The following is a 13,533-nucleotide window of genomic DNA, read 5'->3' as shown; positions in this document are numbered from 1 at the left end:
ATGGGGAAGCGAATCTCTACCATAACGCGGGTCCGATATGCCATCCATAATTAAACAAACTCATAAATCAAAACGATGAAAAAGAAAAATTTATCGCTGATAGTGGTATTTCTTATGCTACTATCAGCCTGTTCAAAGGAAAATAATGGGCCAGATGTTGGTGAAAATGGCTACCCATCCGCGTTAAAGGGAACAATATATTACGACTGGGCATCCGAGGGAATTCTTAAAGTAAGTTTACCGGATGGTGTGGGGTCCGCCTTTATTCCCGATAACTCCAAACTTAATAATTTCGACATCTCCCGTGATGGTAAATACAAACTCACTGTAGTAAATGAGCAAACTTTGGGTAAATACCCCATACGTTTTACCCTCAGTGATATTTCAAATGGTAGCATAATAGAGGAATTTGTGTACAATAGTCCGGGACTGAATGGATACTGTAGGGGCTATCTGTCATTTGATAACAGTCATATTCTGGTGCTTTCGAATGATAAGGAAGACGGTATCACTATCCTAAAACGAAATGGTGAGTTTGTCGGACGGATCCACGATATCAACGGACAAGAACTAGGTTTTAATGACCAACGCTTATGGCTTCCTGGCAATGCGCTGTTGATCGTGCATAAAAACAATATCATACGTTTAGACCCACCTTACACCTCCGGTAGTGTACTTAAAGAAATGAATTATCAAGACTGGAGCGACTTAGCCGTCAATCCGGCCGGCAATCAACTCGCCGTGCGTATTGCTAACCATGTGTACACTATGGCTATGGATGGATCAAACGTGAAACAGGTTACCACCAGTAATTTTAAAGAAGCCGTACCCGAGTTTTCTCCCGATGGAAAGTACTTGCTTATAGGCACAGAATACAAACAGACTGGACCATTCGGCTGGATGTGGACGCTAAAAATTATCCCTAACGATGGCAAAGAGTATAATGTGGATCCGATTGCACCAAATACTCCTGGCGTAATCCCCGTTTTCGTGAAAGGCAAAAACAAGATTGAAACGTCAGGTGGACAGATGATCTGGCGGTAACTGACTATTTTAATTTCAAGCTTTTATATATATATTCTTTATAAATAATAGGTAGCAATAAGGTGTAATAACTGGAACTTTAGCCTACTCATAGCATCACTTATCTACACTCACTGTACTCACTGATCCCGGAGGGGGGGAGAACTATACCATAACTCACCCTTCCTGGATCTCCAAATCAAAATAAAAAGTTGATCCGATATTTTCTTCGCTTTCAACCTCAATTTTACTGGCGTGCTGACGCAAGATTTCTGAAACAAGATAGAGTCCGATTCCAAATCCTGTTATACCCCCTGATTTGTCGTTGCTTACCCTGTAAAACCTTTCAAACAGTCTGTTTTGGTCTGCCTTACTGATCCCTATGCCCTCATCGCGAACGAAAACCTTTACCTTTCCTGGCTGCTTCTGACAGCCAATATTAATAGTTCCGCCCATAGGTGAATATTTTATCGCGTTACTTACCAGGTTCATAAGGACTTGCCCTATCTTATTTCGGTCGGCGTGGAGGGTGATCTCCTCGCAATCAACCAGCCTTATCGTATGTTTTGTGCTTAGTATCTGAACATCACCGGTAATTTCCTCAATCAGTGTATGAAGTGCAAACGTTTCTTTGTTAAGCTGTATTTTCCCGTCCTCCAATCTTGCCAGATTCAGGAAGTCATGAGTCATCGAGGTCATTTTTTTTGCCTGGGCGTGAATTCTCGTCAGTGCCTTAAAATCGAAGTCGTCTTCATTTTTGGCATTTTTTATAAGTAGCTGAACATAGGACATGATTGTTGTTAAGGGTGTTTTAAGCTCGTGGCTGACCATCGTGACAAAATCGTTTTTCCGTTGTTCTTCCTGTTTTTTTTCAGATATGTCCCTTGCTATAGTCGATAAGCCGGTCATATTACCATGGACATCCCTGATGGGTGATATTGTTAAGGACATGTCGAGTATCCGGCCGGTTTTAGTAAGCCTCTTGGTTTCAAAGTGTTCCATCTGATCACCGTTCTGTAACCGCGAGAGAATGTGGGATTCTTCATCCTGCCGGTCCGGTGGTAACAGCTTTTGGATCGGCTGTCCGATAATCTCAACACTCGTATAACCGAATATTCGTTCTGCTGATTCGTTCCAGCTGGTTATGGTTCCGTCTAAGGTTTTACTAAGGATGGCATCATTAGAAGAATCGATGATGGCAGCCTGTTGCTCCAGTACAAGCATCAAGTCCCGGTTTCTCTGTTGTTCTTGTCTAAAGGCAGAAATATCGCGGGTAAAGCAACGGGTGTGTATAAATTTGCCGTCTTTCCTCAGGACGTTTGAGCTTATGAGTACGTGCTTAACGGACCCGTCCCGGCATTTAAGTCTTGCCGGGTAATTATGAAGTGTTTCATTGTTGACCAACCGCATAAGGATGTTCTGTATAGCCTCCTGATCTGCATGAAAATTACTGATCGGAAATCCGATATATTCTTCTTTGCTGTATCCGAAAGTATCTAGCTCAGCTTGGTTCGCCCATATAATTTTCCCAGTTCCATCGACCCAGTGAAGCGGGACGGAAGCATTTTCAACGAAATCAGTGAGCTCTTCGACCTTATGTTTCAGTTTTCTGTTTTCCTTTTCGTAACGGGCAAGCCTTTCTTCAATTTTCTTAAAATCTTCCATGGGGTCGCAAAATAAGCCATTTCTAAGCAAATTCTATTGCTAAATGTAGCAATTAAAAGCGACCTTAGTCTTGCGATTTGACTATCCACAGTCTATCAGCATTCAAAAAATATCTGGTGCCTTCTTATAAATTTGTTATTGAACTAATTTTTAACTAAATCACTTACCATATAACAGTTATGAAAAGAATCATATTTATTACCCTTATTTCGTTTTTTATCTTTACAAGTTCCGGAAGAACTAAGCAAAATTCAAACCAATCTGATGATCAAAAAGGTTGGTTTTCTTTGTTTAACGGTAAAGACATCAAGGATTGGTTTGTAAAGGTGAATCACCATGAAGTTGGTGAGAATTTTGGAAATACTTTTAGGGTTGAAGATGGGATCATTAAAGTGAGATATGATCAGTATGGTGATTTTAATGACCAGTTCGCGCATCTGTATTATAAAACACCCTTCTCTTATTATCATTTGAAATTCGAATATCGGTTTGTTGGAAAACAGCAAAAAGGGGCGCCAGATTATACTTTATTAAATAGTGGAGTAATGTTCCATTCGCAGGATCCCAGAACAATGTTAAAAGAACAGGATTGGCCGATCTCTATCGAGATGCAGCTTCTTGCCGGTCTAGGTGATGGAAACCCAAGGCCTACAGGGAATATGTGTTCGCCCGGAACGAATGTAGTGTATAAAGGGAAAATCTCTGATCAACATTGCTTAAATTCTACTTCAAAAACATACGAAGGAGATCAGTGGGTAAGGGGTGAGCTGATTGTTCTTGGCGATTCTTTAATCACTCATATTATCAATGGTGACACCGTGTTGCAATACTCTAAACCTCAGATCGGTGGTGGTGTAGTAACGGGTTATGATCCTAAAATTAAGATAGATGGTAAGCTATTAAGCAACGGCTTTATTGCTCTGCAAAGCGAAGGACAGCCTGTTGATTTCAAAAACATCGAAATAAAAGAATTGTTTCATCCGTAAATATTTTATGTTGGCTAGTTAAAGCAAAGGGGTTTATAATTCAATCAGGATCAGACGCTAACGCCAAACCCCTCCAATTCCGTATTTAAATATTCTTATGATTGATCAGTGGGAGCGGCACATAATAAGGAAACTATGATGTTGGCTCGTGCATTTTGTGCCCAATGGTAATTGGATATACAAACCGTAGGTTTGGTTTTATTTCAGACGCGTTTAGAGATTCGAGCATTATCGATTTCTTTAAAATCTGAGCCCGCAAAAAGCAACAATCTTTTAGTATCTTCTTGGAAAAATATATATTATTTACCTGTGTAAGACTTTTTGTTCTTGTTGGACAGAAGCACGGATTGTGGATTAGCTCGCTGCGCTCGCTGATCCCCGAAGGGGGTGGCTTCAACCAAAAATGCTGTCGCTGCGCTCCTGGCAATTTTTTGTTTTAAACCTGGCCTTTGACCTGAAGGGTTCAGGCCGGTTTAAAACAAAAAATGCCACCCGAAAAGGGTAGCATTTTTGTTTGGCGGAGAGTGGGGGATTCGAACCCGCGGACCTTTAACAGTCAACAGTTTTCAAGACTGCCGCAATCGACCACTCTGCCAACTCTCCGCGACAAAAGTACAAATATGGTCTGATTTTCCAAATCAGGATATCTATTATTTTTCTGTAAACGGGTAACTGATTAGTAATGAGAAAGAATAATTTTGATTATAGCTGTTTAGGGCTGTTAGAAAGCGGTTTTTTGAACAGATTAAACGGTTGTTTGATGATTTTAACGGACCTTTTACTCAGATCTACGCTCGCGTTAAGCTCAAAACCTATCAAAAGTATGAGAGAATTTAAGTAGAGCCAGATCATCATTACAATCAATGTACCTATAGAACCATATACCTTGTTATAAGATCCGAAGTGGTTAATATAAAAGGAGAAACCCCAGATTGTGAGAAAGGCGAGGATAGTGGCCAACCAGGATCCGGCGCTGAACAATCTCCATTTCTTGGTGTTAGCCGGGCCATACCGGTATAGAATTGAAATAGTCACGAAGTAGAGGATTCCCAGCAGGCCCCATCTTGAGAAATCTATAATGTACGCTATAAAATGCCCCTTCAGGTGCAGCTCTCTATTAATATATTTCAGTGCAATTTCGCCTACTGTCATCGCGGCGATTGTAGCGATTAATGAAAAGGCGATGACCAAGGTCAGGATCAATGCGATTAGCCGTTGTTTTGCCCAGCTTCTTGTCTCAATGATCAAGGAAGATTTGTTGAAGGCCTTCATCAGGTTATGCATGCCATTAGTGGCGAAGAAAATCGAGAGGATTATACCAAAAGATAATAAACGGCCATTTTGGATTTCTACGATTTCTTCGATTGTGTTTTCGAATGCAGTAAATGCCTGTGCTGGTAAGATGAGTCGTAATAAGACCATGAGCTGCTCCTGAAATCCAATTCTCTTAGGGATATAAGGGATCAGCGTAAATAAAAAGATAATGCCGGGGAAGATAGCCAGCATGAAGTTATAAGCCAGAGAAGACGCTTTATTAATTAACGAGTCTTTGCCGATCTCCTTGAAGAAAAAAGACGCTACAGTATACAAAGGCAGCGGACTAAAGCCCGGTAAGACACAGACTTTTGTCCATGCGATAAACCTGGAATATATACTTAATTTTAATAATTGCTTATGGATCCAATTCATTTAATACCGTATCAATAGGATGATAGCACAGCTATGTTTTTTCGCTGAGCTAATGTGCTATTTGCTTGAAATTAAATAATTTATGCGAAATATTCTTGAATTCGCTCTATAAAGTAATCTGGTGGGGGACACGGACGTTTCTTTTCCATGTCAAAAAAGACTAAAATAGTGGAGCCGATATTAATAAGTTCCTGCTCTTCATTATATATCTCGTAATCAAAAGTCATTCTGATTCCCGGCAGCGTTTTTACTGAAGTTCTGATCGTAAGTTCCTGGTCATAGAGACCAGGTTTGATAAATTTACATTTGAGTTCAAGCAATGGGAGCATAATGCCGCTTTCTTCCATTTTGCCATAACTCATTCCGAGGCTCCGCATCATTTCTACGCGTCCAACCTCATAGTATTGAGCATAATTGCCGTTGTATACGTAACCCATTTGATCTGTCTCACTATATCTAACCCTGATTTTGGTTTCGTGTTGGTACATACTATCTGAAAATGTTTCTCTTGTTTAAAGCTTGTCTGTATTTATTTGCATTGATCTCATGTTGTTCCTTTGTCTCCGCGAAAGCATGGTATCCGGAAAAATCTTCCTTTGCACACATATAGATATAGCTGTTTTTTTCCGGCGATAATACTGCATCAATAGCTTTTATACTTGGCATCATGATAGGGCCCGGAGGCAAACCTGCATATTTATAAGTATTATATTTAGAATCTACACGAAGCAATGCATTGGTAACTCTTTTAACGGTAAAGTCGTTGTTGGCAAAAATTACGGTAGGGTCGGCTTGTAGTAAAATCCCTTTATTCAAACGATTTAAGTAAAGACCTGCAATAGTTGGCATCTCTTTATCAAAAATTGCTTCACCGTCTACGATTGAAGCCAGAATGGTAACCTGCTGGGGAGTTAGATTCAGAGCAGATGCCTTTTGTTTACGTTCAGGCGTCCAGAACTTAGTGTACTCTTTTTGCATCCTGTCGAAAAACTCCAACGGTGTTGTATTCCAGTACATCTCATAAGTATTCGGGATGAACATTGTATAACTATTATCGGGCGTAAATCCGTATTTCTCAATTAAAGCTGCAGAATCCAACACCTTGATGAATTCCGAAGAATCTGCTTCGAATGTTCTGGATAAATAGCCGGCGAAATCATCTTTCTTTCTGATGTTCTGGAATTTTAGCGCTACCGGTGTTTGGTTTCCGGATTTTATTGTATTGATAAGCGTGCGGTTATTCATTCCCTTTGTCAATTTATAACGTCCGGGTTTGAGTCTCTCTGCCAGATCCATTTGCGCAGCTGCCTGGCTGAATGTACCGACATCTTTTAATAAATCCTTGTCCCTTATCTCCTGAAACACCTGGTCTATATTTCCACCGGTACGTACATACAGAAAGGTGCCATTTTCAGCCACATTAGGTGCAAAATAGACCCTGTAGAATTTTATTCCATAGAATCCTGCGATAGCAAGAATGATAAGCAGGCCTGCAAATATGAATTTCGTATTTTTTTTTAACCCCTTAGTATTTTCGGTAGTCATATAGATAATAGCTCTAATTTAAGTTTTTATTGGACAGCGTTATATTTACAGGTGTACCGATTTTAACCTTCGACAAAGTATCAGAAAGTACCGGAGACTGCATGATAATAACGGCATTTGCGGTGTCAGTAATATTTCCTTCGTAAGTTATTATTCCCAGTTTCAAATTTGAGCCTTTCAATGAAAAAACAGCCTCATCTTTGGTGAATCCCATTAAGGTTGGTATTTCCACCTCCTCATTTCCACGGCCATCGCCCAGAAGCAGATCAATCTTTGATCCTTTTGGTATTACATCGCCCGGATGAACTGCCGAACCTCCGAATGAAATTTCCAGTACAACATCACGACTTACATCAGCCTTATAAGCTGTATCACCAACTTTTAAGCCAAAGCTTGCAATTATGGCTTGTGCCTCAATAAATGATTTAAATTGTATATCAGGAAACTTAACGTTAGGTGCCTGAGCAGTGTTAATAGTCAGATAAATTGTTCTGTTGTCCTTAACGAAGGTATTTGCTTCCGGATCCTGATCAATCACAATGCCAGGAGGCATATCCATAATATATACAGAATCTACCTCGTATCGTAAGCCAAGTTCTTCTAATTTCGATACAGCCTGATTAAAAGATAACCCTTTAACCACGGGCACATTTAACCCCTGACCATGTTTGGTATAATAACGAAGACTGAAAAATGCAATCAGTAATAAGCCGACTACAGTTGCGACTGCAGCTACAAGATTATTTCTAAATGATTTGGTTTTAAGATACGATAGGAAATTTGCCATTAATAGTATGATATACGATGTATTGGGTTCAAATTTAGGCTAAAAATATATTTTATCGGAATATAAATGAGATCTCAATAAAGTATTTTGATAATTTTGAGGAGTAATGGCGCCTAATATATATGTCAGCGGCGGTAATGGCCAGTGTTTAACATAGCCCGAAAAAGTTTAAATAATATTCTAATGAAAAAAATAATAGCCCTGCTAACAGGCGGTACAACTAACGAATGGGTAATTTCCGTTAAAAGCGCAGCGACAATTGCACATCATCTTGATACTGATAAATTCGAAGTTTATAAAATAATGCTAACGCAGCAGGGCTGGTTCTATGAGCCTGCTGATTCTGTGAAAATTGAGGTAGATAAGAATGATTTCTCTCTACATTTTAACGGTAGGAAAGTAACTTTTGACGGCGTATTTATCGCTATTCATGGCGCGCCGGGAGAGGACGGGAAATTGCAGGGTTATTTTGATATGCTTCATATACCTTATACGACCTGCGATGCACTTACTTCTGCGGTTACGATGAATAAAGGCTATACCAAAGCGATAGTCAATGGAATCTCTGATCTTTTTATAGCGCGATCTATGCAACTCTTTAAACATATGCCTGTAGATTTAAGCAGTATAAAAGAAGAGCTTACGCTTCCATATTTTGTAAAACCCAATAATGGAGGGAGCAGTATTGGAATGAGTAAAGTTAAAAATCAGTATGATCTGAAAGACGCAATAGCTAAAGCTTTTAAAGAAGACGATCAATTGTTGATTGAAGAATTCATCTCCGGTCGTGAATTTACTGTAGGCGTAGTGAAGCTCGACGGCAAGATTGTAGTGTTACCGGCAACTGAAGTGGAAACAGCGAAAGAGTTTTTTGACTTCGATGCAAAATATACACCGGGCGTCGCCACCGAAACAACGCCGGCACCGATTAGAGCAGACACACGTGCACGTGTAGAGAAGATAGCGACAGCCGTTTACGAAAAATTAAACTGCAGGGGAGTTGTACGTATTGATTTTATACTGACTGGCGATGAAGGTGATTTCTATTTCATTGAAATCAACACGATTCCGGGGCAGACGGCGACAAGCTTTATTCCTCAGCAAGTTGCTGCGCATGGAATGGATTTAAAAACATTTTATTCCAAACTTATCAAAGAAACGATTAGTTAATCTAAAATGATTATCGAAGAACTAAGCCTGCTCAGCCATAAAAATGTAGCTTATAAAAAAGGGGAGGTGATTTATAGTCCCGGGCAGCAGCCGAGATTTGTTTATTTTATTAGTAGAGGACAGGTAAGGATGGTAACGGTGAATGGAGATGGCAAAGAATTTATCCAGGGAATCTTCAAAAAGAATCAGTATTTCGGCGAGCCGGCGATGTTATTGAGTAAGCCTTATCTTGCTTATACTATTGCTACTGAGGATACTTCGCTGATTCTGCTGGAACGGGAACAGTTTCTTAGTCTTCTGGAAAATAACCGGGAATTCAGTGTAGAGGTAATTACAACCTTAAGTAAGCGACTCTTCTATAAATCTATGATGCTGGAGGAATTAGCCAATGAACATGCCGACCACCGTCTGCGCACACTAATAACTTATCTGTGTAAAGAACTGAAACCAGATGAGGTTCTTCCGGTTACCCGGCAAGCGCTGGCAGACATGAGCGGACTGCGCGTAGAAACCGTGATCAGATTAATTAAAAAGATGAGTAAAACGGGCGAAATAAAACTATTAAGAGGGAAAATTGTCAAACAGTAATATATGATGCAGGTCATAAAACAATCACTTAATTAGTAGTAAATTTGCAGTGTTAAATAAGATCATATGGAACCAATATCTAAATTACAGGCAGTCATACAATGTAAATGTCCGAGATGTAGAAAAGGTGATGTTTTTACAGGGAATATGTATTCACTCTCTTTCAGAGGACAAACGACCAACGAATTCTGTCCTTATTGCAATCTCCGTTTTGAACGCGAGCCTGGTTTCTTCTATGTTGCTATGTTTATTAGCTACGCGATGAACGTGGCAGAAATGATATCTGCCAGCGTTGCCATTTATATACTGGGCTTACCGCTGGTTTACGATAATCTCTGGTATTATGTTGGAGTTTTACTTTTAACCGTGTTTATCTGCTCTCCGTTTAATTACCGGTATTCCAGAATATTTCTTCTGCATTGGCTTACACCAGGCTTGGGTTATGTTCCAGGAAGCGGCGATGACCAGGTGCATAATTCAAAAATCGTTTCTCCGCAGTAATCAATTTATAAAATTATAAAAAAGGGGCTGGTCATTGTAAAATGGCCAGCCCCTTTTTTATGCCATGTAATTATCTCCAGACGATAGGGTGCGTTTCGTCATTGTATCGAACCTCGTTTAAATTGTCTTCGCTGTTTCTCCATATTACCTCCAATACCGATTGAACAAACAATGAACGAAGTATGAAGAAACAGTGAACGAAGTATGCATCGAATGTTGACGAAACCAGCACGTGATACAATTAACTGCTGGTTAAAATAAGACAGCATTAATGTGTATGAACCTACGGAATCGGATAGCTGGCTTAGATACTGTAAGCCTTAATCATGTCTTCGTCAACCTTGCAACCTTTTCCGGTTGATATATCTATCATTACATAATCAAACCAGCCGTCTGAGGCTATTTTTCCAGTGCGTATATTTTCAATTTCAAACTGTACACGGCAGCCTTTTTCATTAATTGTAAGTATACCAGTTCTCACTTTAATCTGATCTCCCAGGATCAGGGGGCGTTTAAATTCTACCATTGCTGTCCGGACAACCCATCCCAAACCACTTTTCAGAAAGCTTTCCATCGGCATTTTATAAAACAGCTCCATTTGATCATATCTGGCAGCCAGTACATAATCAAAGTATTTACTGTTATGTACGTGGTTGAACATATCTATGTCGTCAGGACGGACTTTAAGTTCTGTTTCAAAGACGCTGTATGCGGTTTTTTCCATATGACAAAAGTAAAGGTTGGCGCTTATTTAAGGAAATGCTGGGGGTGTTTTGTTAATATATTAGGAATTTATCTGTTTGTATTTGTGGTGTACCCATGTTAACATCTGTTTTACAGTCATTTATAAATGACCGCGCTGTGCTAAATGATTTATAGGATTCTTGTTTATCCTGAAAACTTAAAGTATATTTGCACCAATTAATTAATCATATACACTTTAGTATAATTCAAGTAATGTATTTAAGTAAAGAAGTAAAAGCCGACATTTTCAAAAAACACGGCGAAGTTGAGACAAACACAGGTTCTGCAGAAGGTCAGGTAGCGTTATTCACATACCGCATCGCACACTTAACAGAACATTTAAAGAAAAACCGTAAAGATTTTTCTACACAATTGTCTCTTCAAAAATTAGTAGGTAAACGCCGTGGTATTTTGGCTTACCTGTACAAAAAAGATATCAACCGTTACCGTGCTATTATCAAAGCTTTAGGGCTAAGAGATATCATCAAACCATTAGGTTCGAGAGATAGCAAATAAACGTTGTAATATCAGGAAAAGCCATTCTCAGGGATGGCTTTTTTACTTTGATAAATAAAAAAATATATATAAATCTGATGTGTAGAAAGAGGAAAACACATCGCAAATTTTTCTAAATGAATGTAATAAAAAAATCGTTCGATCTGGGCGATGGACGGACAATCGAAATTGAAACTGGCAAACTGGCTAAACAAGCAGATGGAGCCGTTGTAGTAAGAATGGGAGATACCATGCTTTTGGCTACTGTAGTATCTTCTGTAGGTGCTAAATCCGGTGTGGACTTTTTACCATTATCAGTAGATTACCAGGAAAAATATGCAGCTGCAGGCCGTATCCCAGGTGGATTTTTACGTCGTGAGGCGAGATTGTCAGATTATGAGGTTTTAATCTCACGTCTGGTAGACAGAGCTTTGCGCCCGATGTTCCCTGAAGATTATCACTCGGATACACAAGTGATGATTTCCCTGATATCTTCTGATAAAAACATAATGCCGGATTCATTAGCGGGATTAGCTGCATCTGCGGCAATCGCTGTTTCTGATATACCATTTAATGGCCCGATCTCAGAAGTGAGAGTTGCGAAAATTGATGGCAAGCTGGTAATCAATCCTTATGTTAGTGATTTGGAACGTGCAACTATGGAATTCCTGGTAGCTGGTACAGAGCATGACATCGTGATGGTGGAAGGTGAAGCTGATGAAATTTCTGAAGAGGAAATGGTAGAAGCTATCGAATTTGCACACAAAGCAATTGTTATTCAAGTTAAAGTTCAGAAAGAACTGACTGAATTAGTAGGTAAAACAGTGAAACGTACTTATTCTCATGAAGACAGCAATCCTGAGCTGAAAGAGAAAGTTTATGCTGCTACTTATGATAAAGTATATGCAGTAGCAAAAAGCCAGACTTCAAAATCTGAACGTGGTGATAAATTTGGTGAGATCTTAATGGATTTTATCGCTTCATTAGGTGAAGGTATTGACGATGTAACTGGTTTCTTATCTAAAAAATACTTCCACGATGTACAATACGACGCAATTCGTAACCTTGTATTAGATGAAGGTATGCGCTTAGATGGTCGTGATGTTAGAACTGTACGTCCTATCTGGAGTGAAGTAAGTTATTTACCTACTGCTCACGGATCGGCTGTATTTACACGTGGTGAAACACAATCATTAACTACAGTAACTTTAGGATCTAAAGATGATGAGCAAATGATTGACGGAGCTTTCGTCAATGGTTATAACAAATTCCTTTTACACTATAATTTCCCTGGATTCTCTACTGGAGAGGTTCGCCCCAACCGTGGTGCAGGAAGACGTGAAATTGGTCATGGTAACCTGGCTATGCGTTCTTTAAGAAAGGTATTACCAGGACTTGAAGAAAATCCATATACTATCCGTATCGTTTCAGATATTCTTGAATCAAATGGTTCGTCATCAATGGCAACAGTTTGTGCTGGTACTTTAGCATTAATGGATGCCGGTATTAAAATCAAAGCTCCTGTATCAGGTATCGCAATGGGATTAATTACTGACGAGAAAACTGGTAAATACGCCATTCTTACAGATATCCTTGGAGATGAAGATCATTTAGGTGATATGGACTTTAAAGTTACAGGTACCGAAAAAGGTATTGTAGCTTGTCAGATGGACTTAAAAATCAATGGTTTGAAATGGGAAGTTTTAGTTGCCGCCCTTAAGCAAGCTAATGAAGCGCGTTTACATATTCTGAATGAGATGAAGAAAACTATTTCTGCGCCTCGTGAAGATTATAAAGACCATGCTCCACGTATTGTTTCCCTGAGTATTGATAAGGAATTCATTGGTGCTGTTATCGGACCCGGTGGTAAAATTATTCAGGAAATGCAACGTGAGACAGGTGCTTCAATCTCAATCGAAGAAGTTGGTAACAAAGGTATCGTTGAGATTTTTGCAGATAACAAAGCTGCAATTGATGCTGCAGTTAAACGTATCAATGCGATTGCTGCTAAACCAGACATAGGTGCTACTTATGATGGTAAAGTTAAATCTATCATGCCTTTTGGTGCTTTCGTAGAAATCATGCCTGGTAAAGACGGTCTGTTGCATATCTCTGAGATTGCATGGGAACGTCTGGAAACTATGGATGGTGTCTTAAAAGAAGGAGATAAAATTCAGGTTAAATTACTTGATATAGATAAACAAGGAAAAATGAAACTTTCCAGAAAGGCATTATTGCCGCGCCCTCCGAAACCGGAAGCCGCACAAGATAACAAGCCTGCTTAATTTTATAAAAACCCCGCCTTCGCGGGGTTTTTTGTTTTATAAATAACTTAATTCC

The 13,533-nt window shown here is 39.4% G+C and carries 13 protein-coding genes and 1 tRNA gene; 7 read left to right on the top strand and 7 right to left on the bottom strand.

Features of this window, described 5'->3' with window-relative positions:
* Positions 1 to 75 precede the first annotated feature (75 nt).
* Positions 76 to 1,044 carry a TolB-like translocation protein gene (locus BM192_RS01320; RefSeq protein ID WP_037438148.1) on the top strand — a complete coding sequence of 323 codons (969 nt, stop codon included), beginning with the start codon at positions 76 to 78 and terminating at the stop codon, positions 1,042 to 1,044.
* 156 nt (positions 1,045 to 1,200) lie between these two features.
* Here BM192_RS01320 and BM192_RS01315 read toward each other — a convergent pair whose 3' ends face one another.
* Positions 1,201 to 2,688 carry a PAS domain S-box protein gene (locus tag BM192_RS01315; RefSeq protein WP_051759545.1) on the bottom strand — a complete coding sequence of 496 codons (1,488 nt, stop codon included), beginning with the start codon at positions 2,686 to 2,688 and terminating at the stop codon, positions 1,201 to 1,203.
* 179 nt (positions 2,689 to 2,867) lie between these two features.
* Between BM192_RS01315 and BM192_RS01310 the strand changes: the two genes are divergently transcribed.
* Positions 2,868 to 3,674, top strand: a complete 807-nt coding sequence (locus BM192_RS01310) for a 3-keto-disaccharide hydrolase (RefSeq protein WP_037438147.1) — start codon at positions 2,868 to 2,870, stop codon at positions 3,672 to 3,674.
* Positions 3,675 to 4,189: 515 nt separating this feature from the next.
* On the opposite strand, the gene BM192_RS01305 is transcribed toward BM192_RS01310, so the two are convergent.
* From BM192_RS01305 to BM192_RS01285, 5 genes are all read right to left on the bottom strand, one after another.
* Positions 4,190 to 4,277: transfer RNA gene (locus BM192_RS01305), tRNA-Ser, on the bottom strand.
* Positions 4,278 to 4,376: 99 nt separating this feature from the next.
* A complete protein-coding gene (locus BM192_RS01300; protein ID WP_037438146.1) occupies positions 4,377 to 5,363 on the bottom strand; it encodes a YihY/virulence factor BrkB family protein in 987 nt (328 codons plus the stop codon).
* 80 nt (positions 5,364 to 5,443) lie between these two features.
* On the bottom strand, positions 5,444 to 5,851 hold the full coding sequence (locus BM192_RS01295; RefSeq protein WP_037438145.1) for an acyl-CoA thioesterase: 408 nt from the start codon (positions 5,849 to 5,851) through the stop codon (positions 5,444 to 5,446).
* Position 5,852: 1 nt separating this feature from the next.
* The gene (gene mltG, locus BM192_RS01290; RefSeq protein WP_037438144.1) at positions 5,853 to 6,908 is read right to left on the bottom strand and encodes an endolytic transglycosylase MltG; all 1,056 of its coding nucleotides are present in this window, start codon (positions 6,906 to 6,908) and stop codon (positions 5,853 to 5,855) included.
* 13 nt (positions 6,909 to 6,921) lie between these two features.
* Positions 6,922 to 7,695 (bottom strand): PASTA domain-containing protein, encoded by a 774-nt coding sequence (locus tag BM192_RS01285; protein ID WP_037438143.1) that lies wholly within the window; start codon positions 7,693 to 7,695, stop codon positions 6,922 to 6,924.
* A 183-nt stretch (positions 7,696 to 7,878) separates the two neighbouring features.
* On the opposite strand from BM192_RS01285, the gene BM192_RS01280 reads away from it, so the two are divergent.
* From BM192_RS01280 to BM192_RS01270, 3 genes are all read left to right on the top strand, one after another.
* Positions 7,879 to 8,865, top strand: coding sequence for a D-alanine--D-alanine ligase (locus BM192_RS01280; RefSeq protein WP_037438142.1), 987 nt, complete (start codon positions 7,879 to 7,881; stop codon positions 8,863 to 8,865).
* A gap of 6 nt (positions 8,866 to 8,871) precedes the next feature.
* Positions 8,872 to 9,453 carry a Crp/Fnr family transcriptional regulator gene (locus tag BM192_RS01275; RefSeq protein ID WP_037438141.1) on the top strand — a complete coding sequence of 194 codons (582 nt, stop codon included), beginning with the start codon at positions 8,872 to 8,874 and terminating at the stop codon, positions 9,451 to 9,453.
* A 66-nt stretch (positions 9,454 to 9,519) separates the two neighbouring features.
* The gene (locus BM192_RS01270) at positions 9,520 to 9,954 is read left to right on the top strand and encodes a hypothetical protein (RefSeq protein ID WP_037438140.1); all 435 of its coding nucleotides are present in this window, start codon (positions 9,520 to 9,522) and stop codon (positions 9,952 to 9,954) included.
* 304 nt (positions 9,955 to 10,258) lie between these two features.
* Here BM192_RS01270 and BM192_RS01265 read toward each other — a convergent pair whose 3' ends face one another.
* Positions 10,259 to 10,678, bottom strand: coding sequence for an acyl-CoA thioesterase (locus BM192_RS01265; RefSeq protein ID WP_037438139.1), 420 nt, complete (start codon positions 10,676 to 10,678; stop codon positions 10,259 to 10,261).
* 233 nt (positions 10,679 to 10,911) lie between these two features.
* Between BM192_RS01265 and rpsO the strand changes: the two genes are divergently transcribed.
* Positions 10,912 to 11,214: a 30S ribosomal protein S15 gene (gene rpsO / locus BM192_RS01260; RefSeq protein ID WP_037438138.1), complete on the top strand. Its 303-nt coding sequence runs from the start codon at positions 10,912 to 10,914 to the stop codon at positions 11,212 to 11,214.
* Between the two features lie 116 nt (positions 11,215 to 11,330).
* Positions 11,331 to 13,478 carry a polyribonucleotide nucleotidyltransferase gene (gene pnp / locus BM192_RS01255; protein WP_037438137.1) on the top strand — a complete coding sequence of 716 codons (2,148 nt, stop codon included), beginning with the start codon at positions 11,331 to 11,333 and terminating at the stop codon, positions 13,476 to 13,478.
* The last annotated feature ends 55 nt before the right edge of the window (positions 13,479 to 13,533 follow it).

Source organism: Pedobacter antarcticus, assembly GCF_900112985.1.
GTDB classification, from domain to species: domain Bacteria; phylum Bacteroidota; class Bacteroidia; order Sphingobacteriales; family Sphingobacteriaceae; genus Pedobacter; species Pedobacter antarcticus.
The sequence above is the reverse complement of the archived record's forward strand: the minus strand, read 5'-3'. Positions and strand labels throughout refer to the sequence as shown.

Excerpts from the sequence above, each read along its gene's own strand:
- BM192_RS01270 (WP_037438140.1), top strand. The coding sequence starts at position 9,520 with ATGGAACCAATATCTAAATTACAGGCAGTCATACAATGTAAATGTCCG.
- rpsO (WP_037438138.1), top strand. The coding sequence starts at position 10,912 with ATGTATTTAAGTAAAGAAGTAAAAGCCGACATTTTCAAAAAACACGGC.
- BM192_RS01300 (WP_037438146.1), bottom strand. The coding sequence starts at position 5,363 with ATGAATTGGATCCATAAGCAATTATTAAAATTAAGTATATATTCCAGG.
- BM192_RS01320 (WP_037438148.1), top strand. The coding sequence starts at position 76 with ATGAAAAAGAAAAATTTATCGCTGATAGTGGTATTTCTTATGCTACTA.
- BM192_RS01280 (WP_037438142.1), top strand. The coding sequence starts at position 7,879 with ATGAAAAAAATAATAGCCCTGCTAACAGGCGGTACAACTAACGAATGG.
- pnp (WP_037438137.1), top strand. The coding sequence starts at position 11,331 with ATGAATGTAATAAAAAAATCGTTCGATCTGGGCGATGGACGGACAATC.
- BM192_RS01295 (WP_037438145.1), bottom strand. The coding sequence starts at position 5,851 with ATGTACCAACACGAAACCAAAATCAGGGTTAGATATAGTGAGACAGAT.
- BM192_RS01265 (WP_037438139.1), bottom strand. The coding sequence starts at position 10,678 with ATGGAAAAAACCGCATACAGCGTCTTTGAAACAGAACTTAAAGTCCGT.
- BM192_RS01310 (WP_037438147.1), top strand. The coding sequence starts at position 2,868 with ATGAAAAGAATCATATTTATTACCCTTATTTCGTTTTTTATCTTTACA.
- BM192_RS01275 (WP_037438141.1), top strand. The coding sequence starts at position 8,872 with ATGATTATCGAAGAACTAAGCCTGCTCAGCCATAAAAATGTAGCTTAT.
- mltG (WP_037438144.1), bottom strand. The coding sequence starts at position 6,908 with ATGACTACCGAAAATACTAAGGGGTTAAAAAAAAATACGAAATTCATA.
- BM192_RS01285 (WP_037438143.1), bottom strand. The coding sequence starts at position 7,695 with ATGGCAAATTTCCTATCGTATCTTAAAACCAAATCATTTAGAAATAAT.
- BM192_RS01315 (WP_051759545.1), bottom strand. The coding sequence starts at position 2,688 with ATGGAAGATTTTAAGAAAATTGAAGAAAGGCTTGCCCGTTACGAAAAG.